Below are 20812 nucleotides of genomic sequence, written 5' to 3'. Positions count from 1 at the left end.
CGAGGTGCGTGAAGGCAAGCAGGTAAAATCAGCGCATTCCTTCGCCTTTCCGGAGTAAGCAATGGCTTTGCAACGTCGTACCACTCTCACTAAGTACCTGATCGAGCAGCAACGGGAGACCAATAACCTGCCTGCCGATCTGCGTCTGTTGATCGAAGTCGTTGCGCGGGCGTGCAAGTCGATCAGTTACCACGTCAGCAAGGGCGCGCTCGGCGACGCGCTCGGCACCGCTGGCAGCGAGAACGTGCAGGGCGAAGTACAGAAGAACCTCGACATCCTGTCGAACGAAATCCTGCTCGACGCGAACGAATGGGGCGGCAACCTGGCCGCGATGGCATCGGAAGAAATGGAAACGTTCTTCCCGATTCCGAGCAACTATCCGAAGGGCGAATATCTGCTGGTGTTCGATCCGCTCGATGGCTCGTCGAACATCGACGTCAACGTGTCGATCGGCACGATCTTCTCAGTGCTGCGCTGCCCTGACGGCCAGCAGCCGACTGAACAGTCGTTCCTGCAACCGGGCACGCAGCAGGTTGCGGCGGGTTACGCGGTGTACGGTCCGCAGACGGTCCTCGTGCTGACAACCGGCAACGGCGTGAACTGCTTCACGCTCGATCGCGAACTTGGCTCGTGGGTGCTCACGCAAAGCGACATGCGCATTCCGGTCGAGACACGCGAGTACGCGATCAACGCGTCGAACGCGCGCCACTGGCATCCGCCGGTGCAGCAGTACATCAATGAACTGAACGCCGGCAAGGACGGCCCGCGCCAGCAGGACTTCAACATGCGCTGGATCGCATCGATGGTCGCGGACGTGCACCGTATCCTGAACCGCGGCGGCATCTTCATGTACCCGGCCGACAAGCGCACGCCGGACAAGCCAGGCAAGTTGCGCCTGATGTACGAAGCGAACCCGATGGCCTTCATCGTGGAGCAGGCTGGCGGCGCTGCGACCAACGGTGAGAAGCGCATTCTCGACGTGATGCCGAAGAGCCTGCATGAGCGTGTGGCGGTGTTCCTCGGCTCGAAGAACGAAGTCGATCGCGTGACCCGCTACCATCTGGAAACAAAAAGTTGAGCGAGGGGCTTGTCAAACTGTTGGCGAAGTCCCTATAATCTCGTTTCTCTGATGCCGGAATAGCTCAGACGGTAGAGCAGCGCATTCGTAATGCGAAGGTCGGGGGTTCGATTCCTCTTTCCGGCACCATAAAGATTCAAGCAAAAAGCCCAGTCATTGCGACTGGGCTTTTTGCTTTCTGGAGTCCGTGTAAGCGCTGTGCAGGCATTTGCCGTCAAAGTGGGGCTGGCGCTCAGCCAGTTGTACTCCCCAGCGGCTTTAGCGCCAGATGACTATAGGCGAGCGTGCATGCAGTGCGTGCGCACGCCACCCATCGGCCCCGTCACGATCGTTCGGCATCCGACACGCGATGGTCAAGCGCAATGCCATTGGCTTCGTTGAAAGCGCGAACAATTGCAACTCCCAGCACAAACTACTGGGCTCGACCCGAAACGGTTATCAGGCTTTCTCCAAAGCGGCCGTTGATAGCGCACGAATTGCGAGCGGCATTGCACTGAATGCACCTCATTCTCTATGACGTTGCAAAAGCGCCGGGCGCTAAAGTTAAGCACGGATCTGTCGTTAAAGGTATCGCGGACACACGATCCATTTGACTTCCTCTATTCAGTTTTCGCCGATGCAATAATGACATCGCCGAAACGGTAGTTGAAAAGGCAACGTGGTCTACGGATGCCGCAATTTCAATTACACGCTAAAGCAGAAACGGGTCCCCCTAAAATGAACCTGAGAAACCTCTTCTTGTTCTTGTCTATCGCAGCGCTGAGCGGATGTGCGGTGACACCCCCCATGTCGATAACGAAGCAGGAGCAGCACGATCTTGGCCCAGTAGCCGGTACGTTGTTCATTCCCCAGAATAGCCTGATGGTAACGGTGACGCCGACCAACGCTGGCGCCACGGGCCTGCTCGGCGCTCTCATTGCAGCGGGCATCGATGCGGCCCGGCGGTCGGCCGCAGAAAGCAACGCCGCTCCGATGCTTGCGCAACTGCACGATTACGACTTCCGCGCCGTCATGAAGCAGGCGTCCAACGAGGCAGTCGGCACGCTTCAAACCATCAAGTTCGCCACGCCGCTCGATGTGGAGACCGTCAACTCGAGCACGCAGAAAAGAATCATCTTTGACAATGCTTCAACAAGCGCCGTCCTGTTCGTCGACGTCGGCTACCAGTTGCAGTCTGGAAACCTCTATATCGCCGCTAACGTCGTGATGTATCCGAAGTCCGACAAACTGCTGCAGTTCAGAAAGAAACCGAACGATACCGAACCGCTCGATGCCGGTAATGCGATATACCGGAAGACATTCAACTACGCGAAGCTGAATGTGGTAGCAACTGACATCAAGAGCGATTTGACGGAAGGTGCAAATAGCATCGCATCCCAGCTCGTGGCCGATCTGAATCATCCCATTTGATTTGACGTAGCGGCTGTCCGGCTAGAGTCTCGCGACCTGCACCGGACGCTTCGATCATGCGACTGGATCATCGATGTCGGTCCAGGCGCGGGCGTTGCCGGCGGGCAGATCATCGCCGCCGGCATTCCAGAAGTGGTTGCACGCGCAACGGAAGGTCGCACGCCGGGATATCTGCGGCCGCACCTCGCTGCGGCCTGGCGCTGAGACCGCGTGCCGCGGACGCAGAAATCATCGACGCTGCTCCCGCTTCGCCCGGAAAAAGTCGATCAGCGCCCGCAGCTTGAGCGGCATCTGTGCGCGGCTCGCCGTGTACAGATAGAAGCCTGGAAACTTCGGAGACCATGCGTCGAGCACACTCACGAGCCGTCCGTCGTCGAGCTGCTCGCGCACGTAACCGTCGATTACGTGCAACAGGCCGACGCCCTGCTCGGCCGCGCGCACCATCGTCCGCAGATCATTGGTGACGAAGCTGCCCTGCGTTTCGACTTCGAACACGCGATGCGGATCACCCGGTTGCGCAAACTCCCATCGATAGATGCCGCCGCTCGTCGAAAACCGGTAATGCAGGCAGTCGTGCGCGGCGAGATCGTCCGGCGTAACCGGCCTGGGATAGCGCTCGAAATACGCCGGCGAGCCGGCCACCGCGATACGCACCTCACCGCTCAACGGCACAGCAACCATATCCCGCGCGACGCGCTCGCCGAGCCTGATCCCCGCATCGAAGCCTTCGCCGACCAGATCGATGAACCCATCGTCGAGCGCCATTTCCAGGCGGATATGCGGATAAGCCTGCGTGAACTCCGCGAGATGCGGCAACACGAGCAGCTCGCTCGCGACGCGCGACAGGTTGATGCGCAGCGTGCCGGCCGGATGATCGTGGGTCTCGTCGAGCGAATCGAACGCCGCTTCCAGCGCCGCGAGCGCGGGCCGCACGCGCTCCAGAAACTGCGCGCCCGCCTCGGTCAGCGCGACGCGGCGCGTCGTGCGATTGAAAAGTCGCACATTGAGCTGCGTCTCAAGCGCGCGGATGGTCTGCGACAGCGCGGACGGCGACACGCCCGATTCGCCAGCCGCGCGGGTAAAGCTGCCGTGCCGTGCGACCGAGGCGAATGCCGTCAGTGCAGGCAGATGAGCCGGATCCATACGAATCTCCATTATGAAGCGAGGCTTCACAATTCATTCAGACAGACCCGATTTTTCCACGAAAAGAATCGGCGCAGGATACGTTCATCGGCCTTTCATGGCCGACCTTCCGCACGCAAGGACACTCTCAGGGAGACAGTCATGACGATGAACCGCTACACCCTGCTCGGCCGCTCAGGCCTGCGCGTCAGTCCGATCGCACTCGGCACGATGACCTTCGGCACCGAATGGGGCTGGGGCACGGACGAAAAGGCAGCACAACGCCTCTTCGATCTGTACGTGGATGCCGGTGGCAACTTCATCGACACCGCTGACCTGTACACCGAAGGCACGAGCGAAAAATGGGTCGGCAGATTCGCTGCGGCGCGCGGACTGCGCGAGCGCCTCGTCATCGCGACCAAGTACAGCTACAACGCCGAACGCGGCAACCCGAACGCGGGCGGCAACCATCGCAAGAATCTGATCCGCGCGCTCGACGGCTCGCTAAAACGCCTCGGCACCGATTACATCGACCTCTACTACCTGCACACGTGGGATCGCGTGACGCCCGTCGACGAAGTGATGCGCACGATGGACGACGCCGTCCGCGCGGGCAAGATCCGCTACGTCGGACTGTCGGATACGCCGGCGTGGTACGCCGGACGCGCGCAGACGCTCGCTGACTGGCGCGGCTTCGAGCCCGTCGCGGCCATGCAGCTGGAATACTCGATGATCGAGCGCAACGCGGAAAACGAGTTCGCCGATCTGGCTGCGAATCTTGGCATGGGGCTTGTGCCGTGGAGTCCGCTTGGCATGGGCGTGCTGTCGGGCAAATACCGGCCGTCGCAAAACGGCTCGTTCACGGCGGCGGGCGTATCGGGCAGCGGACGGCTCGCGAGCGTCGCGAGCGCGCCGCCGCCGGGCTTCGACAAACTGACCGAGCGCAACTTTCGCATCGTCGCTGAACTGGAAGCGGTCGCGAACGAAGTCAGCCGGCCGATGGCGCAGGTCGCGCTGAACTGGCTGCATCAGAAGCGTGGGGTGTCGAGCATCATCGTCGGCGCGACAAAGCCGGAACAGTTGCAGGAATCGCTCGGCTCGCTCGACTTCATGCTCACACCGGAGCATATCGCGCGCCTCGACGCCGTGTCCGAACCGGCGCGGCCTTTCCCGTACTACATGTTTGCGGACGGCCATCAGGCGCGCATCCACGGACAGGTCGACGTCACGGGCAAGCCCGAAGGTTACGACCGTCCGGTGCGCGTGCCGGCGCCCGTCGAAGCATCCGCCGAAGCGAAGTAAGCGACAGGCGCCCCGCTGTTCGTTGAAATCGCTGCCGGCGAGTAACCGGATTCCGGTTGCCGACAAAACGCGATTCGCATCGATCAGATCAGGTGCCTGCTCAATGTGTCATGCGTATTAACGAATAATCCGCATCGATCGATTTTCGAACGAATGATCGTTTAAATCCGAACGAACCCCGATTTACGATGACCCCTTGCAAAGTATTCCTGCTCGTCAACGGAACGGCTTAATCGTCCGTTAATGAAAGATCAGCCATGATCGGTTTTCGGATGGCATGAAGCAGCGTGATTTATTCGCTGCAGCGCACAAAAATGTGACGCCCGGTTCGAATGTCTGCATGTACGCAGACGCACGGACCACGGCGGGAAGCGGCGGGAGACTGGCTGGACGGAACGGTTGACCGCAGATGATTAGCAGGCAATCGATACATTTTATTCATACGACTTCAATTCCGGAAGCGCTGTGCCGTTAAAGCAACAGAGAAACAGTGAAACTGGAGTTGCCGCTTCGCAGCACTGGTGCAAAACGAAGACCGAGGCAGATAATCGGTTTGTAAAGGAGAAAGATCATGGATACCAAACCGCCAAGAATTCCGACCCCCGACAAAGTGATGAGTCCGGATCCGGAACCGGCAGGCGTTGAGTTCCTCGGGGCCGAACTTCCAGAACACGTTCGCGCATTCTTCGACGAACAACGCAAGTCGTGCGACCCGAAATAAGCGTGGTCAGTCACGGCAATACGGGCTACGCGCGATCAGCGCGGGGATGGCAGTCGTGCGCAGGCGCCCTGGCGCGCCGCATACCGTGCGCGTTCGCGCGGACGGCTGTCGTCTGATTTCTGTTTGCGCGCCGGGTGACAGCACCCGGCGCGCATGGCTGTGCGCGTCTGTTTGATCGATCTGCCGCGCTATGGTCTATTCTTCTGCTGTTTCCGTTCTGGCCTTTCGGTCTTCTCTCCCCTCATGACACTTCTGACCCGCGCCTGCGCCCTCTGCGCAACTGCGCTCGTGGCCGCACTCGCCGCAGCACCGCTTCCTGCCTTCGCCGATGGCGACGACACTCCACTCACCAATCTCATTGCGCTTGCATCGCAGCGTCTTGCGCTCGCGGAGCCCGTCGCGCGCTACAAGTGGGCGACGCATCAACCGATCACCGATACGCCGCGTGAAAACGCGCTGCTCGCGGATGTCGCGAAGCGCGCGGAGGCCGCGAACGTCGATCCGGCCTTCGCACGGGCGTTCTTTCAGGATCAGATCGACGCAAGCAAGGAAGTGCAGAACGCGTTGTTCGATGCGTGGCGCAACGGTCAGCCGCCGGAGGGCGCGGCACCCGACCTCGCCACCAGCACACGGCCGCAACTCGATCGCCTGACGCAGGCAATGGTGGCCGGTCTCGCGCGCGTGCAGCCGCTGCGCGGCGCGGCGGACTGTCCGTCGCGGGTCGCGCAGGGTATCGCGAACTGGAAATCATTGACGCGCTACGACGCGGCGCATTCGAGCGCATTGACGCACGCGCTCGGGCACGTCTGCGAATCGGGCGGCGTCGGGGCGACCGGTTAACGGTAACCGTTAGACCGCGACGGCTTCGCTCGCGGCCAGCGGCGCCGGCTCGTTCAGCAGCGCGACCTCAAGGCCGCGCTCGAGGTGACTTTGCAGGATCCGGTATGTCGACAGTTCGAACGCACCGGCAATGCCCGGGACGAGCAACGACGCGGCCTCTTCCCGCGTTGCCGCGCCGCCGAGATAGCGCCAGCGGTCGATCACATGAAACGCGCGGGTCTGCGATTGCGCGTCGCGCTCCTCGAAGACGATCGCGCCGTTGAAAGGCCACGGCGCATCGACGGGGTCGCTTCGTCCCACGCGCGGCGCCCGGTTATGCCGCGGACGCATCGTCGCAATCCATTGCGCTTCAGCCAGCAGCGCGCCGAGTTCGCCGCCCGTCGCGCGCCATTCGACGCGCCGCACCAGCTGCGCCATGCGCAGGTCCTTCGCTGAACGCCGCTCCGCGGTTAGATGCGCACGAACACGCTGACGCACGCGCACGCTACGGCCCACGTACAGCGGCAGATCGTCTTCGCCATAGAACATGTACACGCCACAGCCAACGGGCGCGGTGTCCAGCAGATCCTCCGTGATGTTGCCGGCGAGCTGGAAATAGCGCGTGGTGCGCTCGATCTGCGCGCGCAACGCGTCCAGCGGAACGAGGCCGTGCAGCCGCTGCCAGAATTGCCACAGCAGATCGGCATCAGCCAGCGCGCGGTGACGATCGGATGGCACAAGCGCATGACGCTGAACCAGCGCATCGAGCCCATGCCGCTTCTCGGCCGGGAACAGCGCGCGCGACAGCCGCACAGTGCACAGTACATCCGGATTGAACGACAGACCGACGCGAGCGAATTCACCACGCAGAAATCCGCGATCGAAACTGGCGTTGTGCGCGACAAAGAGCTTGCCCTTGAGGCGCTCGAACAGCGCCGGTGCGATCGACTCGAACGTGGGCGCGCCACGCACCATCGCATCGGTGATGCCGGTCAGTTGCTGGATGAATGGCGGAATGGGCTGTTGCGGGTCGAGGAGCGTGCTCCAGCGCGAGACGCCTTGCGGGCCCACCTCGACTACGCCGACTTCGGTGATGCGATGCTCGCTGGTCGATCCGCCCGTGGTTTCGAGGTCGACAAAAACAATGGGTACATCGATTGCCGGAACCGGCAAATACTCTTCAGACATGGGAATGCGTTCCAGGCGTGACTTCGCGCAAGTATGCACCAGTTGGCGCAAGAGCAGGATTGCGGCGGGAAATTTTTGTCTTGTTGCCGACCGGTTAGAAACGGCATGCGATTAACAACGCGTCATTCACGGCTCATATTGATTTTTTTATGACAGCCGCCGGATGACAGCGGTTATTGGCCATCATTTAAATCCGCAATTCCCGTCAATAGTGCAGATGAGCAGCGTTGCTACGCCCCGATAATCGCGCGGCCGCGATCGGATCCCCACCCGCTCGATACCTGCCCGACGAAAAAAAGCCCTCAACGTAGTGCGAGGGCTTTCCAGGTAGCCGCTGCGTGGCCGCGCGGCGTACGGTGTGTTACAGCGGCTGGATGTTTGCAGCCTGCTTGCCTTTCGGCCCGGTCTTCACCTCAAAGGACACGCGCTGATTTTCTTTCAGCGACTTGAATCCTTCCGAGCGAATCTCCGAGAAATGCGCGAACAGATCGTCGCCGCCCGAATCAGCCGTGATGAATCCAAAGCCCTTAGCATCGTTGAACCATTTGACGATACCGGTTTCCATATTCCAGTTTCCTTCAAAATTTAAAATAAACGGGCAATGCTCTTATGCCTGTTCGATGAATTCGCCGAAAGCACATCCGGCGCTCGAATTCAGCTTTGCTGTTATACGGGGAACGATGAGAGCCAGTCAAGCGAATTTTTGGCGATCATTTAGCACATGAAATGCTAAGGATAATGAAGCAACCGCCTAAATCAACAGGCATTATTTAGTCAACACAATCGGTCACTATTACTTCGCGAAATATGAATGCATCTATATCCGGAAAAATTTTCCGCAAATGTAACTAAAAGTGTTTTTGGTAAGTGTTTATACCGGTTGTTCATGTAATACATTCACATGCATGATCAAACAGGCAGTGCGCAATGGGAGATTGTCATGCTTTTCAATGAATTCAAACGTCTGGCCGCCTGGCTGTTTCATTCGCAGGCATCGTCCGTTCACACCGACGGGGTCGTGGAATCCAGCGATTCCTCAGTTTTTGCGTTCGACCCGATGTGGCACGGCGACCATTGGCAGAACCTGCTGTCTTCCCCTATGGACGCGCGTCACTACGTCATGGAAGATTGGAGCGTTCCCGGCAGCTTCGAATCCGGACAGGCAGATCCGGTGGCGCAGGGAAGCTAGATAGCGAAGGAATCGCAGAGCGGCGGGACAAAAAAAGAGCGCGGCTGGAAGGCCGCGCTGACAAAGGTTTGGAGATCTTTTTCTCAACGAAAAAGTCTGCTTCGAAAAGCAGAAAGTTCAGTATAGCGCCGTGGCGGCAGGCGATTAGCAGCAATAACAACAACCATCTATTTCAAAAACAGCAACAGTTACATTTTTAGACAATCTGTACCGTTTTTGGGCCGCATTTGCTGTCGCAATTGCACAACGCCCTCAGGTTGACACCACTCTTCCGAATCGCGAAGAAGCCCTTAAAGCCTTTACCAGCAAGGCTTTAGCCAGGGTCGCATATCATTTCCAATCCAGTAATACTTTATTGCGGATTTCAGAACCTCCGCATGCCGACTCGCGTCTCTACACTTTGTCTGTCCGGAAACAAACGTGCTTGCCGTATGGCGCGTTTTCACGTGCATTCCGCCTCTCGCAGCGTTGCGTGATCGTTTCCTTGAAGCCTGGGTTTCCAAAACCCATCCTGTTCTCGGAGTTACAAAGATGAAAAAGACTCTCATGGTCGCGGCCCTGTCGGGCGTTTTCGCTACCGCCGCTCACGCACAAAGCAGCGTCACGCTGTACGGCCTGATCGACGCCGGTATCACCTACACGAACAACCAGCATGGCCACAGCAACTGGCAGGAAACGACCGGCTCGGTGAACGGCAGCCGTTGGGGCCTGCGCGGCGCTGAAGATCTGGGTGGCGGTCTCAAGGCCATCTTCACGTTGGAAAACGGTTTCGGCATCAACGACGGTACGCTGAAGCAAGGCGGCCGTGAGTTCGGCCGTCAGGCATTCGTCGGTCTGTCGAGCAACCAGTTCGGTACCGTGACGCTGGGTCGTCAATACGACAGCATGGTTGACTACGTCGGCCCGCTGGCGCTGACGGGTACGCAATACGGCGGCACGCAGTTCGCCCACCCGTTTGACAACGACAATCTGAACAACTCGTTCCGCATCAACAACTCGGTCAAGTACCAGAGCACGGCTTACGGCGGCTTCAAGTTCGGCGCGTTGTATGGCTTCTCGAACCAGGCAGCTGGTTTTGCGAACAACCGCGCATACAGCGCCGGCGCATCGTATAACTACGGCGGCCTGAATGTCGGCGCTGCTTACCTGCAACTGAACAGCAACGGCGCAACGGGCGCCGCTGCAGCGTTCAACTCGGGTGGCGCAGTCTCGAGCGACAACACGTTCTTCGCTTCCCGTCAGCAAACGTGGGGCGCAGGCGCAAACTACTCGTTCGGCCCGGCAACGGCTGGCCTCGTGTACTCGCAAACGAACCTGAAGGGTCTCGCAGGCATCGGCGCAGGCGCTTCGGGCGTGAGCGGCGGTATTGCCACCAACGGCAACAGCGCTCACTTCCAGAACTTCGAAGCGAACGCACGTTACGCCCTGACGCCGGCTCTCAGCGTCGCGGGTTCGTACACGTACACCCGCGCGAGCCTGGAAGGCACGCGTCCGCACTGGAACCAGTTCAACCTGCAAACCGCCTACGCGCTGTCGAAGCGTACGGACGTGTACCTGCAAGGCGAATACCAGCAGGTCAACCAAGGCTCCGTTGTCAACGCGGACATCAACGGTCTGGGTGCTTCGGGCAACAACAAGCAAGTCTCTGTGACGGCTGGTCTGCGTCACCGCTTCTAAGCTGTAAGGCAGTATCCGCAGTATTGAAAGGCGCCGCTTGCGGCGCCTTTTTTCATTGATGCCCCGGCTCGCGGACGACGAAGGCGAGCGTACGGCAACGGCATGGAGATCCTGACCGTAGTGACTTACGACGCCCCGTCCGGCGGCGGGTAGTGAACGTCCAGCACATCGATCGGCTGCGGCCCGGCGGGCGTGTGGAGCGTGACCTGATCGCCGATCCGAGCCTTCAGCAGGGCGCGCGCAATGGGCGAGACCCAGCTGACGTGCCCAATATCCAGATTGACCTCATCGACGCCTACAATCGTCAGGGTGTGCGTCTCGCCGTCCTCGGTCGCATAGTCGACGGTCGCGCCGAAGAACACCTGATCGACGTTCTCCTGCCGGCTGCTGTCGACCACTTCCGCCAGATCGAGACGCCTGGTCAGGAAGCGGATACGCCGGTCGATTTCGCGCAGACGCCGCTTGCCGTAGATGTAATCGCCGTTCTCCGAGCGATCGCCGTTCGATGCCGCCCACGACACCAGCTTCACGACCTCCGGACGCGCCTCATCGATCAGATGCAGCAGTTCGTCACGCAGCCGGTGGTAACCGGCAGGCGTGATGTAGTTCTTCGCGCCCGCGGGAATCTCGGGCTGAGCGACATCGGCGTCGTCGTCCTGATCGTCAGTCGACTCTTTCACAAAGGCTTTGTTCATGGTGCTTCGAAGCGGCTAAGGCCCGTCCATCAAGGGTACATAACAAGGATAATGAGACAAATTGGCGTTTGTGGCTTCCCTTTTTTTGAGGCTTTGCTATAATCTCGTTTCTGCGTGCGGCTGTAGCTCAGTTGGATAGAGTACTTGGCTACGAACCAAGGGGTCGTGGGTTCGAATCCTGCCAGCCGCACCACTTGTTCGAGGGCCTTCCTCCGGGAAGGCCTTTTTGTTTCACCGGCGTTTCACCGGGTATTGACCTGGTAAAACGAGCTGGCGAAACGATCTGGCGAAGCGTCAGATTTCCAGCATGACCTGTTTCGCGTGCGGCTGTAGCTCAGTTGGATAGAGTACTTGGCTACGAACCAAGGGGTCGTGGGTTCGAATCCTGCCAGCCGCACCACCCATAAAGGGCCTTCCAGATGGAAGGCCCTTTATCTTTTGTGCTGCGTGATGTGTCGCCGGCGTGTTGCCGGGGCGCCGATGGTCGACGGCTACGCTCTGCGCACCCCGCAGAAATTACCTCGGCGCCGACTGGATATCGCCGATGCGGCCATTGGGCGTCGGGACGTCCTCGACCGACGGTGGCGCCGACTGCTCGCCGATCGCCTCCGCCCGCACGCCGACCAGAGCCTGCGACTGCCGCAAGATGCCGTCCACGGTGTCGCCGAAGCGGCTCGCGACGAACGCCCGCAGCAGCGCCACGCGTAGCGACTCGCCACGCCCTTCCACCGTCCGGTGTCCGCCCGCGAATTCGGCGACGCAATGCGCGTCGACGCCGTGCGCACGCTCCTCCTTCAGTTCCAGCCGCTGGGCCCGCTCGAGAACGACAGCCGCGGCTTCCCACGACGTCGACGGCGTGAAGCGGCCGTCCCACGGGCGTCCACGATCGGTGCCGCGAATCGCGACCGTGCGGCCGCTGTCGGTGAAGTGGATTTCGCGGACGAAGTCGTGGAGGCTGCGCGCCACCCAGTAATCGAGCGCGACATCGGTCAGATCAGCAACATTCATCGGGTTTCACTCCGGGTGAGAAATGAGACGATCGCCGCTCCCGCGGAAAGCCCCACGCCGCAGCGCAACGTGGCGCAAGCCAATCTCGGATAACGATCGGGGCATCCAATGCGTGGAAAGACGCATTTGCCGTACCCGCGCCTCGCGTATCGCGGCCGCGGGTGCGTTCCGCGGGTACGTTGCACGGCCGTCAGTAGTCGGCGCGCTCGCGATCGATCCGCATGCCGCCGTCATGACGATGATGGCCTTCCTCGCTCGGCCGTTCGCGCGCGATGCGCATCACGTCCGGATTCGTGCGCACGCGGCGCATGACGTTAGCGAGATGCACGCGGTCGCTGACCTGGATCACGAAGCGCAGCACCGTGGATTCCTGCGACAGATCTTCGTCCATCGCGATGTGGACGATGTTGGCGTCGGCGGACGTGATATCGGCGGCGACGCGGGCGAACACGCCCTTCGTGTTCTTCACGAGCACCTTGATCGCGACGTCGAAGAGGCGACCCGGCTGCGGCGCCCACGCGACGTCGATCCAGCGGCCCGGATCGCGGCGGTGAATACGTTGCGCAACGCGGCAATCCGTGGTGTGGATCGCCATGCCGAGGCCGATGCCGATGTAGCCCATGATGTCGTCGCCCGGAATCGGACGGCAGCATGCGGACAGTTGCACCGACATCCCTTCCGTGCCGGTGATCACGACCGGCGGCGCATGCGAGCCGGTGGATTCGTGACGCGGGCTGTCGTCGTCGGCGTCGCGGCCGCTCATCAGCACTTCGATGCGCTTCGCCATCACTGCCGCAACGCGCCGACCGAGGCCGATGTCCGCGAAAATTTCCTGACGGTTCTTGTTGCCCGTCCACAGCACGAGCCTTTCCCAGACTTCCGGCGTCACGTCCGACAGCGCGAAGCCATAGCCCTTCAGCGCCTGATCGACGAGGCGCTCACCGAGTTGCACCGACTCGTTCAACCGCATCGTCTTCAGATAGTGACGGATCGCCGAACGCGCCTTGCCCGTTCGCACGAAACCGAGCCACGCCGGATTCGGCTTCGAATACGGCGCGGTAATCACTTCGACGATATCGCCGCTCTTCAGCTCGGTACGCAGCGGCAACAGCTCATTGTTGATCTTCACTGCGACGCACTGGTTGCCCAGGTCGCTGTGGATCGAATACGCGAAGTCGAGTGCCGTGGCGCCGCGCGGCAACGCCATGATCTTCGACTTCGGCGTGAACACGTAAACCGCATCCGGGAACAGATCGATCTTCACGTGTTCGAGGAATTCGCTCGAATCGCCGGCTTCGCTTTGAATATCCAGCAGCGACTTGAGCCACTGATGCGCGCGCTTCTGGACGTCGTTCAGATCCGCGCTGCCGTTCTTGTACAGCCAGTGCGCGGCGACGCCCGCTTCGGCGATCTCGTGCATTTTGCGCGTGCGCACCTGGAACTCGATCGGCGCGCCGAACGGGCCGACGAGCGTGGTGTGCAGCGACTGATAGCCGTTGACCTTCGGAATCGCGATGTAATCCTTGAACTTGCCCGGCACCGGCTTGTAGAGCGCATGCAGCGCGCCGATGCAGGTGTAGCACTCGAGCGCGCTATCGACGACCACGCGGAAGCCGTACACGTCGAGCACCTGCGAGAACGACAGTTGCTTGTCGCGCATCTTCTTGTAGATGCTGAAGATGGTTTTTTCGCGGCCGGTGACTTCGGCGTCGAGCTTCGCGTCGGCGATCGCGCGCTGCACCGATTCCAGAATCTTGCCGACCACTTCGCGACGGTTGCCGCGCGCTGCCTTCACCGCTTTTTCGAGCGTCGCGTACCGATGCGGGTTGAAGTTCGCGAAGCTTAGATCCTGAAGCTCGCGATACGTATTGTTCAGACCCAGCCGGTGCGCGATCGGCGCATAGATATCGAGCGTTTCGCGCGCCACGCGACGACGCTTTTCATGCGGCACCGCACCCAGCGTGCGCATGTTGTGCAGGCGGTCTGCAAGCTTGACGAGAATCACGCGCACGTCGCGCGCCATCGCGAGCAGCATCTTGCGGAAGTTTTCCGCCTGCGCTTCCTCGCGATTGCGGAACTCCATCTTGTCCAGTTTCGACAACCCGTCGACCAGTTCCGCAACCTTCGCGCCGAAGCGCTCGGCGAGTTCCGCCTTGGTCACGCCCTGATCTTCCATCACGTCATGCAGCAGCGCCGCCATGATCGACTGGGCGTCGAGCTTCCAGCCGGCGCAGATTTCCGCGACGGCGACAGGATGCGTAATGTAGGGTTCGCCGCTCTGACGATACTGGCCAAGGTGGGCCTCGTCGCTGAAATGAAAGGCCGCCTTGACGTCCTTGATTTCTTCCGGCGTGATGTATTCGGCGAGCGCCGACGTCAGCTTCGAGATCGAAACGACGTCGTGCCGGCGCGGCTGCTCCGGCGTGGCGGTCGGCCCGAACAGATGGCGAAACGACTGTTCGAGGACCGCGTCGATGTAGCGGCGTGCAGTCGAAGGCGAATCACCTTCGTGGGCGTTGTCGTGGGAATCGTGCTCCGCTTCCGAAGCGGTGGGCGATGGGGTCGTACTCATGTTCGCCTCCGTTTCGGAATACGTGCTGGCGACAAGCCGGTCTGCACGCGTTGATTCAATTACATGACAATCGAAAACGGACGAAGCGTGCCTTAGGTCGGCACCTTCTTCAGCATTTCGACGCCGACGTGACCCGCCGCGATTTCACGCAGCGCGACAACGGTAGGCTTGTCGCGGCTTTCGATCTTCGGCGTGTGGCCTTGTGCGAGCTGACGCGCGCGATAGGTTGCGGCAAGCGCCAGTTCGAAACGGTTCGGGATCTGTTTCAGACAGTCTTCGACGGTAATGCGGGCCATGTTGGAAATTCCTTCTCAGTATGTTGCTTATTCTACCTTATGTGCCGGAAACCCCGCCGTCAGCCACCGTGCGGCAGATGGATGCCGAGCTGCACAAAAAGTTGCGTGTGGCGCGCGTACTGCGAAGCGAAGCGTGAACGCGTTGCCGCGACGAGACATTGCAGGTCCGCCAGCGCACGATCGAAGTTCTCGTTGATCACCACGTACTCGGCTTCGGCCGCGTGCGCCATCTCGCTACCGGCTGCAAGCAGACGCCGCGTAATCACGTTCGGTTCGTCCTGGCCACGCTTTTTCAGGCGCTCTTCAAGTGCATCGAGCGACGGCGGCAGGATGAAAATTTCCACAGCATTGTGGAACTGCTTCTTCACCTGCTGCGCGCCCTGCCAGTCGATTTCGAGCAGCACGTCGTGGCCGTTCTTCATCTGCTCCTCGATCCACACGCGCGAGGTCGCATAGTAGTTGCCGTGCACTTCCGCGCTTTCGAGAAACTCGCCCTGCGCGTGACGCGAGAGGAAATCGTCGACCGTCGTGAAGTGGTAGTGCTGGCCGTCCTGTTCCTTCGGACGCGGCGGCCGCGTCGTGTATGAAATCGACAGACGGATCACCGGATCTTTCGCGAGCAGCGCGTTCACGAGCGTCGATTTGCCCGCGCCCGACGGCGCCACGACCATGAACAGGTTGCCCGGATAAGCACCGGCGTAGGGGTTGCGCGGCGCGTTGCCTTCACGTGTCTGGCCAGTCATGGGCGTGTTACTCCAGGTTTTGTACTTGTTCGCGCATCTGCTCGATGAGGAGCTTCAGCGTCATCGACGAATCGGCGAGCTCCTTCGCAGCCGCCTTCGAACCGAGCGTGTTCGCTTCGCGATTCAGTTCCTGCATCATGAAGTCGAGGCGCTTGCCGACCTTGCCGCCCTTCTCGATCACATGACGCGTTTCGTTCAGATGCGCGGTGAGACGCGTCAGCTCTTCCGCGATGTCGATGCGGATGCCGTAAATCGTGACTTCCTGACGGATACGTTCCGCGATTTCCTCGCGCGAGACGATTGTCGCCGCTGTATCCGGCGCCGCGATACCGAGCGCTTCCTGCAGACGCTCGACGATCTTCTGCTGATGCTTCGTGATCAGTTCCGGCACGAGCGGCGTGATCTTCGTGACGATCGTTTCCATTTCGGTGACGTTCGCGAGCAGCATCGTCGCGAGCTGCGCGCCTTCGCGGGCGCGTACGTCGATCAGGTCGGCAATGGCCTGCTTGCCGCACGCGAGCACCGCGTCGCGCAGCGTTTCCGGCGCCACGCCGCTTTCCGCGAGCACGCCCGGCCAGCGCAGGATTTCGCCGGTACGCAGGCGGCCGGCTTCCGGGAACACGCTCAGCACCGCGCGTTCGAGCAGCGCGAGCTGGTCGAGCGTCTCGCGGCTCACGGAGCCCGCGTTCGCCGACTGTTCGCTGCGCTGCAGGTTGATACGGATATCGACCTTGCCGCGCGACAGCTTGTTCATCAGCATTTCGCGCAGCGTCGGTTCGCAGACGCGTACGTCTTCCGGCATGCGGAAGTTGAGGTCGAGGAAGCGCGAATTGACGGTGCGCAGTTCGACCGAGACGCTCACGCCGCCTGTGCCTGAAGCCGCTGCGAGTTCGCGTGTGGCGCTCGCATAGCCAGTCATGCTGTAGATCATCATTCGTCTCGCGAAGGGCGGCCATCGTGCCAGCGCGCACGCCAGCAGAAGGACCTGAGGATTCGAGCCGCCCGGCGTGTACGAGACGCGGGGCGAAGAACGCGCATTATCCCATCTTTAGCGCTTACGCCTCGCCCATGCTTCACCGGTGCGCCACGCAGGCGACCGGGCCCGCCGCACCGATCGGCGGTAAAATCGCAGTTTGCCCTCCTCTTCTCCTTTCCCCGGTTCCAGACAATGACAAACTCCACGAAACGTCCCAGCGGCCGCCCCGCCGACCAGCTGCGCGACGTGCGCATCACGCGTCATTACACGAAGCATGCAGAAGGCTCCGTGCTGGTCGAATTCGGCGACACGAAGGTGATCTGTACGGCAAGCATCGCGGAAACGGTGCCGGGCTTCCTGCGCGACCGCGGCCAGGGCTGGCTCACGGCGGAATACGGCATGCTGCCGCGCGCGACGCACACGCGCAGCGACCGCGAAGCCGCCCGCGGCAAGCAGACGGGCCGCACGCAGGAAATCCAGCGCCTGATCGGCCGTGCGCTGCGCTCGGTGTTCGATCTGGAAAAGCTCGGCGCGCGCACACTGCATATCGATTGCGACGTGATCCAGGCCGACGGCGGCACGCGCACGGCGAGCATCACCGGCGCGTTCGTGGCCGCGCACGATGCCGTCGCGAAACTGCTCGCAACCGGCCGCATCGAATCGTCGCCGATTACGGATTACGTCGCCGCAATTTCGGTCGGTGTGTTCGACGGCCTGCCGGTGCTCGATCTCGACTACGACGAAGACTCGCAGTGCGACACCGACATGAACGTCGTGATGACGGGCGAAGGCGGCTTCGTCGAGCTTCAGGGTACGGCCGAAGGCGTGCCGTTTTCGCGCGATGAAATGAATGCGCTGCTCGATCTCGCGCAAAGCGGCATCGAAACGTTGATCGCGAAGCAGAAGGCAGCGCTGGAGTCGAAGGGTGAGTGAACGCAACACAATCGGCGGCACGATTGCTTCGTCGTTGAAGCAGGTCGTGCTTGCGTCGAACAATGCGGGCAAGCTGCGTGAATTCGCGGCGCTGTTCGAGACCGTCGGGATCGAACTGATCCCGCAGGGCAGGCTCAACGTGCCGGAAACGGAAGAGCCGCATCCGACGTTCGTCGAAAACGCGCTGACGAAGGCGCGTCATGCGTCGAAGATCACCGGCCTGCCCGCGCTGGCGGATGATTCCGGCCTGTGCGTCGTTGCACTGCGGGGCGCGCCGGGCGTGTATTCGGCACGTTACGCGCAGCTTGCCGGCGGCGAGAAAAGCGATGCGGCGAACAATGCGCGCCTCGTCGAACAGCTCGCGAATGAACCGGACCGCCGCGCGTACTACTACTGCGTGCTGGCGCTCGTGCGTCACGCCGACGATCCGGAACCGCTGATCGCCGAAGGCCGCTGGCATGGCGAAGTGCTCGGTGCGCCGCGCGGTGCGAACGGCTTCGGTTACGACCCGTACTTCTTTTTGCCGTCGCTGGATGCGAGTGCCGCCGAACTGGAACCGTCGGTGAAAAACGCGACGAGCCATCGCGCGATCGCGTTGCGGCAGCTGCTAACGCGTCTGTCGGAGGCTGCGTGAGCGCCGCGTCTAATTCGGGCGCGGGCGGCGCGGGCGCGGGAATCGGCGGCATGGGCGTCAACGTCGTCAAGGCCTTCACCGCGCCAGGCGGCATCCGTTTGACGTCGTTGCCGCCGCTCGCGCTGTACGTGCATTTCCCGTGGTGCGTGCGCAAGTGTCCCTATTGCGATTTCAACTCGCACGAGTGGAAAGGCGATGCCTTCCCGGAAAACGATTATCTCGACGCGTTGCGCACCGATCTCGAACTGGCGTTGCCGCTTGTCTGGGGACGTCAGGTGCACACGGTGTTCATCGGCGGCGGTACGCCGAGCCTGCTATCGGCGGCCGGGCTCGACCGGCTGCTGTCGGACGTGCGCGCGCTGCTGCCGCTCGACGCCGACGCGGAGATCACGCTCGAAGCGAACCCCGGCACATTCGAAGCCGCGAAGTTCGCACAGTTTCGGGCGAGCGGCGTGAACCGGCTGTCGGTCGGTATCCAGAGTTTCAACGAAGCGCATCTGAAGGCGCTCGGCCGTATCCACGACTCGACGCAGGCGCGCGCCGCGGTCGAAGTCGCCGCAACCACGTTCGACAATTTCAATCTCGACCTGATGTTCGCGCTGCCGAAGCAGACGCTCGCCGAATGCCAGGCGGATATCGAAACGGCGCTGTCGTTCGCGCCGCCGCACCTGTCGCTGTACCACCTGACGCTGGAGCCGAACACGCTGTTCGCGAAGTTTCCGCCGCCGCTGCCCGACGACGACCAGTCCGCCGACATGCAGGACTGGATTCACGAGCGCACGGCGGCTGCCGGTTACGAGCGCTACGAAGTGTCGGCGTATGCGAAGCCGCATCGGCAGAGCAAACACAACCTGAACTACTGGCGTTTCGGCGACTATCTCGGCATCGGCGCGGGCGCGCATACGAAGCTGTCGTTCCCGAACCGCATCCTCCGTCAGGCGCGCTACAAGCATCCGACGACGTTCATCGAGCAGGCGAAAGCCGGCGCGCCGGTGCAGGAAGAAAACGAAGTCGGACCGCACGATCTGCCGTTCGAATTCATGCTGAATGCGCTGCGCCTGGTGGAAGGGTTTCCGGTGCACCGGTTCATCGAACGCACGGGAATGTCGATGACGTCGATTGAGCCGGCACTGCAGGAAGCGGAGAAGCGCGGGTTGATTGTCCGCGACCACGAGAAGATTGCGCCGACCGCACGCGGGCAGAATTTTCTCAACGATCTGCAGGCACTGTTTCTCAAGGACGGACGCTGATTGCCAGCGCCAGTGGTCGCGTCGCGCGGCGATTTCGGGTTACAATTCGCGGCTTGGAGGTGTGGCCGAGCGGTTTAAGGCACCGGTCTTGAAAACCGGCGAAGGAGCAATCCTTCCGTGAGTTCGAATCTCACCGCCTCCGCCAAGAGACTCAGTGAACACAGGCCTGTCGGCCCGTTTGTCGTTTCTACCCGCCAAAGAACCCGCCATCGTTCCGCCCACAATTAAATGAGCGGTAGCACGCGTTCGACCAGTCATGACAGTGGCAAACTCCTGAACATTCGATCCACGTGGTTCATCGAGGAGGCACGCCACCCATGGACGCGATCAATCAAGCGCCGGACGCCCCCGAACGCCTAAACGAGCGAGCGAAAGCGCGTGAACTAGCGGAGGACGTACGCAAGTTACTTGAGCATGAGAATACCGTCTTGAATAATCGTATAGGCTGGTTGACGGCCTTCGAAGGGTTTCTCTTCGCCGGCTTCGGCGGCATGGCGCCCAAAGACGGAAAGCCTTGGGAGAACATCCAGATCGTCGAAGCCATTTGTTTTACAGGTTTGGGCGTCGCCGTTATCTCTTTGCTTAGCTTGATCGCCTCAGCGATAGCTGTTGACCGCCTCCTCTCCTGGTGGAACGCGAACGCGCCCGCGGCCTACGACGGACCGGGCGTCATCGGTTGGGCGCTGCCGACGCATCGATGGGCACCATTTTTGACGGTATGGAACTTCCTGCCTCTTGTGGTGGGGGTTGCGTGGGTGTATTTGCTGCTCGTGCTCAGAAATCAGAGTTAGCGCCAGCTAGCCCATCATCACGCCAAGGCTCGCCCTTGAATCGTCGATGCTGCCGCTCCGCTCACGTAAAGATCTGGTGATGGCCGTCTCGGCTTCGTTGTACACGTCGCTGGAATTTTCCCTACGTCGTCGGAACGCTCAGGAAGTTTCTATCCCGTAGGGCGGCAACGAATCTGGAACGGGTCGCGATCGACAAGCAATGTCGCTCCTGGCACGTTGGAAACCTTTGCGCGCTTTACGCTAAACATGCGAACCGGACCGGGCTATTCGGATCTGGGTGAGTCGAAGCAGACTCTCTTGCTTACCGGTCCTTTGGTTGACTGCGAGCACGCAGGCCGCGCGGCAACGTCGCGATTGGACATGGGCTGAAAGTGTTCCCCTAGAAAAGCGAAAGGCCCCAACGTAGCC

The 20812-nt window shown here is 61.0% G+C and carries 20 protein-coding genes and 4 tRNA genes; 15 read left to right on the top strand and 9 right to left on the bottom strand.

All coding sequences use genetic code 11. The features are described 5' to 3' along the window. Positions 1-61: 61 nt before the first annotated feature. The 3 genes from P3T21_RS30425 (at position 62) to P3T21_RS30415 (ending at position 2488) form a co-directional block, all read left to right on the top strand. The gene (locus P3T21_RS30425; RefSeq protein WP_429259647.1) at positions 62-1078 is read left to right on the top strand and encodes a class 1 fructose-bisphosphatase; all 1017 of its coding nucleotides are present in this window, start codon (positions 62-64) and stop codon (positions 1076-1078) included. A gap of 53 nt (positions 1079-1131) precedes the next feature. Beyond that, positions 1132-1207 (top strand) — tRNA-Thr (locus P3T21_RS30420). Between the two features lie 588 nt (positions 1208-1795). Then, a complete protein-coding gene (locus tag P3T21_RS30415; RefSeq protein ID WP_429259646.1) occupies positions 1796-2488 on the top strand; it encodes a hypothetical protein in 693 nt (230 codons plus the stop codon). Positions 2489-2716: 228 nt separating this feature from the next. Here P3T21_RS30415 and P3T21_RS30410 read toward each other — a convergent pair whose 3' ends face one another. Then, positions 2717-3631, bottom strand: a complete 915-nt coding sequence (locus P3T21_RS30410; protein ID WP_429259645.1) for a LysR family transcriptional regulator — start codon at positions 3629-3631, stop codon at positions 2717-2719. A gap of 141 nt (positions 3632-3772) precedes the next feature. On the opposite strand from P3T21_RS30410, the gene P3T21_RS30405 reads away from it, so the two are divergent. From P3T21_RS30405 to P3T21_RS30395, 3 genes are all read left to right on the top strand, one after another. Then, positions 3773-4912 (top strand): aldo/keto reductase, encoded by a 1140-nt coding sequence (locus P3T21_RS30405; protein WP_429259644.1) that lies wholly within the window; start codon positions 3773-3775, stop codon positions 4910-4912. Positions 4913-5483: 571 nt separating this feature from the next. Then, positions 5484-5633, top strand: coding sequence for a hypothetical protein (locus P3T21_RS30400; protein ID WP_429259643.1), 150 nt, complete (start codon positions 5484-5486; stop codon positions 5631-5633). A gap of 243 nt (positions 5634-5876) precedes the next feature. Continuing rightward, a complete protein-coding gene (locus P3T21_RS30395; RefSeq protein WP_429259642.1) occupies positions 5877-6473 on the top strand; it encodes a chorismate mutase in 597 nt (198 codons plus the stop codon). Between the two features lie 9 nt (positions 6474-6482). Here P3T21_RS30395 and P3T21_RS30390 read toward each other — a convergent pair whose 3' ends face one another. Next, a complete protein-coding gene (locus P3T21_RS30390) occupies positions 6483-7640 on the bottom strand; it encodes an exonuclease domain-containing protein (protein ID WP_429259641.1) in 1158 nt (385 codons plus the stop codon). A 361-nt stretch (positions 7641-8001) separates the two neighbouring features. Then, complete coding sequence (locus tag P3T21_RS30385) at positions 8002-8205, bottom strand: cold-shock protein (protein ID WP_429259640.1); 204 nt, start codon at positions 8203-8205, stop codon at positions 8002-8004. Positions 8206-8580: 375 nt separating this feature from the next. On the opposite strand from P3T21_RS30385, the gene P3T21_RS30380 reads away from it, so the two are divergent. Together P3T21_RS30380 and P3T21_RS30375 are read left to right on the top strand one after the other, a co-directional pair. Further along, positions 8581-8829 carry a hypothetical protein gene (locus tag P3T21_RS30380; protein ID WP_429259639.1) on the top strand — a complete coding sequence of 83 codons (249 nt, stop codon included), beginning with the start codon at positions 8581-8583 and terminating at the stop codon, positions 8827-8829. Between the two features lie 531 nt (positions 8830-9360). Continuing rightward, positions 9361-10506 carry a porin gene (locus P3T21_RS30375; RefSeq protein WP_429259638.1) on the top strand — a complete coding sequence of 382 codons (1146 nt, stop codon included), beginning with the start codon at positions 9361-9363 and terminating at the stop codon, positions 10504-10506. A gap of 125 nt (positions 10507-10631) precedes the next feature. Here P3T21_RS30375 and greB read toward each other — a convergent pair whose 3' ends face one another. Beyond that, complete coding sequence (greB, locus tag P3T21_RS30370) at positions 10632-11201, bottom strand: transcription elongation factor GreB (RefSeq protein WP_429259637.1); 570 nt, start codon at positions 11199-11201, stop codon at positions 10632-10634. Positions 11202-11317: 116 nt separating this feature from the next. On the opposite strand from greB, the gene P3T21_RS30365 reads away from it, so the two are divergent. After that, positions 11318-11394: transfer RNA gene (locus tag P3T21_RS30365), tRNA-Arg, on the top strand. A 130-nt stretch (positions 11395-11524) separates the two neighbouring features. Next, positions 11525-11601, top strand: a tRNA-Arg gene (locus P3T21_RS30360). 116 nt (positions 11602-11717) lie between these two features. Here P3T21_RS30360 and P3T21_RS30355 read toward each other — a convergent pair. The 5 genes from P3T21_RS30355 to P3T21_RS30335 all read right to left on the bottom strand — a co-directional run bounded on the left by P3T21_RS30355 (position 11718) and on the right by P3T21_RS30335 (position 16751). Continuing rightward, on the bottom strand, positions 11718-12209 hold the full coding sequence (locus tag P3T21_RS30355; RefSeq protein ID WP_429259636.1) for a phage protein NinX family protein: 492 nt from the start codon (positions 12207-12209) through the stop codon (positions 11718-11720). Positions 12210-12399: 190 nt separating this feature from the next. Further along, positions 12400-14781 carry a RelA/SpoT family protein gene (locus P3T21_RS30350; protein WP_429259635.1) on the bottom strand — a complete coding sequence of 794 codons (2382 nt, stop codon included), beginning with the start codon at positions 14779-14781 and terminating at the stop codon, positions 12400-12402. Between the two features lie 92 nt (positions 14782-14873). Continuing rightward, positions 14874-15077, bottom strand: a complete 204-nt coding sequence (rpoZ, locus tag P3T21_RS30345; protein ID WP_429259634.1) for a DNA-directed RNA polymerase subunit omega — start codon at positions 15075-15077, stop codon at positions 14874-14876. A 59-nt stretch (positions 15078-15136) separates the two neighbouring features. Then, complete coding sequence (gene gmk / locus P3T21_RS30340; RefSeq protein ID WP_429259633.1) at positions 15137-15820, bottom strand: guanylate kinase; 684 nt, start codon at positions 15818-15820, stop codon at positions 15137-15139. A 7-nt stretch (positions 15821-15827) separates the two neighbouring features. After that, positions 15828-16751 (bottom strand): YicC/YloC family endoribonuclease, encoded by a 924-nt coding sequence (locus tag P3T21_RS30335; RefSeq protein ID WP_429259671.1) that lies wholly within the window; start codon positions 16749-16751, stop codon positions 15828-15830. Positions 16752-16988: 237 nt separating this feature from the next. Here P3T21_RS30335 and rph point away from each other — a divergent pair, with 237 nt between their 5' ends. From rph to P3T21_RS30310, 5 genes are all read left to right on the top strand, one after another. Beyond that, positions 16989-17729 carry a ribonuclease PH gene (gene rph / locus P3T21_RS30330; RefSeq protein ID WP_429259632.1) on the top strand — a complete coding sequence of 247 codons (741 nt, stop codon included), beginning with the start codon at positions 16989-16991 and terminating at the stop codon, positions 17727-17729. After that, a complete protein-coding gene (rdgB, locus tag P3T21_RS30325) occupies positions 17722-18363 on the top strand; it encodes an RdgB/HAM1 family non-canonical purine NTP pyrophosphatase (protein WP_429259631.1) in 642 nt (213 codons plus the stop codon). Before rph ends, rdgB begins: the two co-directional genes overlap by 8 nt. A 50-nt stretch (positions 18364-18413) precedes the next feature. Beyond that, positions 18414-19613 carry a radical SAM family heme chaperone HemW gene (gene hemW, locus P3T21_RS30320; RefSeq protein ID WP_429259670.1) on the top strand — a complete coding sequence of 400 codons (1200 nt, stop codon included), beginning with the start codon at positions 18414-18416 and terminating at the stop codon, positions 19611-19613. Positions 19614-19668: 55 nt separating this feature from the next. Beyond that, a tRNA-Ser gene (locus tag P3T21_RS30315) sits at positions 19669-19758 on the top strand. Positions 19759-19930: 172 nt separating this feature from the next. Continuing rightward, a complete protein-coding gene (locus P3T21_RS30310) occupies positions 19931-20404 on the top strand; it encodes a hypothetical protein (protein WP_429259630.1) in 474 nt (157 codons plus the stop codon). The last annotated feature ends 408 nt before the right edge of the window (positions 20405-20812 follow it).

Source organism: Paraburkholderia sp. GAS334 (assembly GCF_050436625.1).
GTDB lineage: Bacteria > Pseudomonadota > Gammaproteobacteria > Burkholderiales > Burkholderiaceae > Paraburkholderia.
Note: the sequence above shows the minus strand (reverse complement) of the source record. Positions and strands in the feature narration are given on the sequence as shown.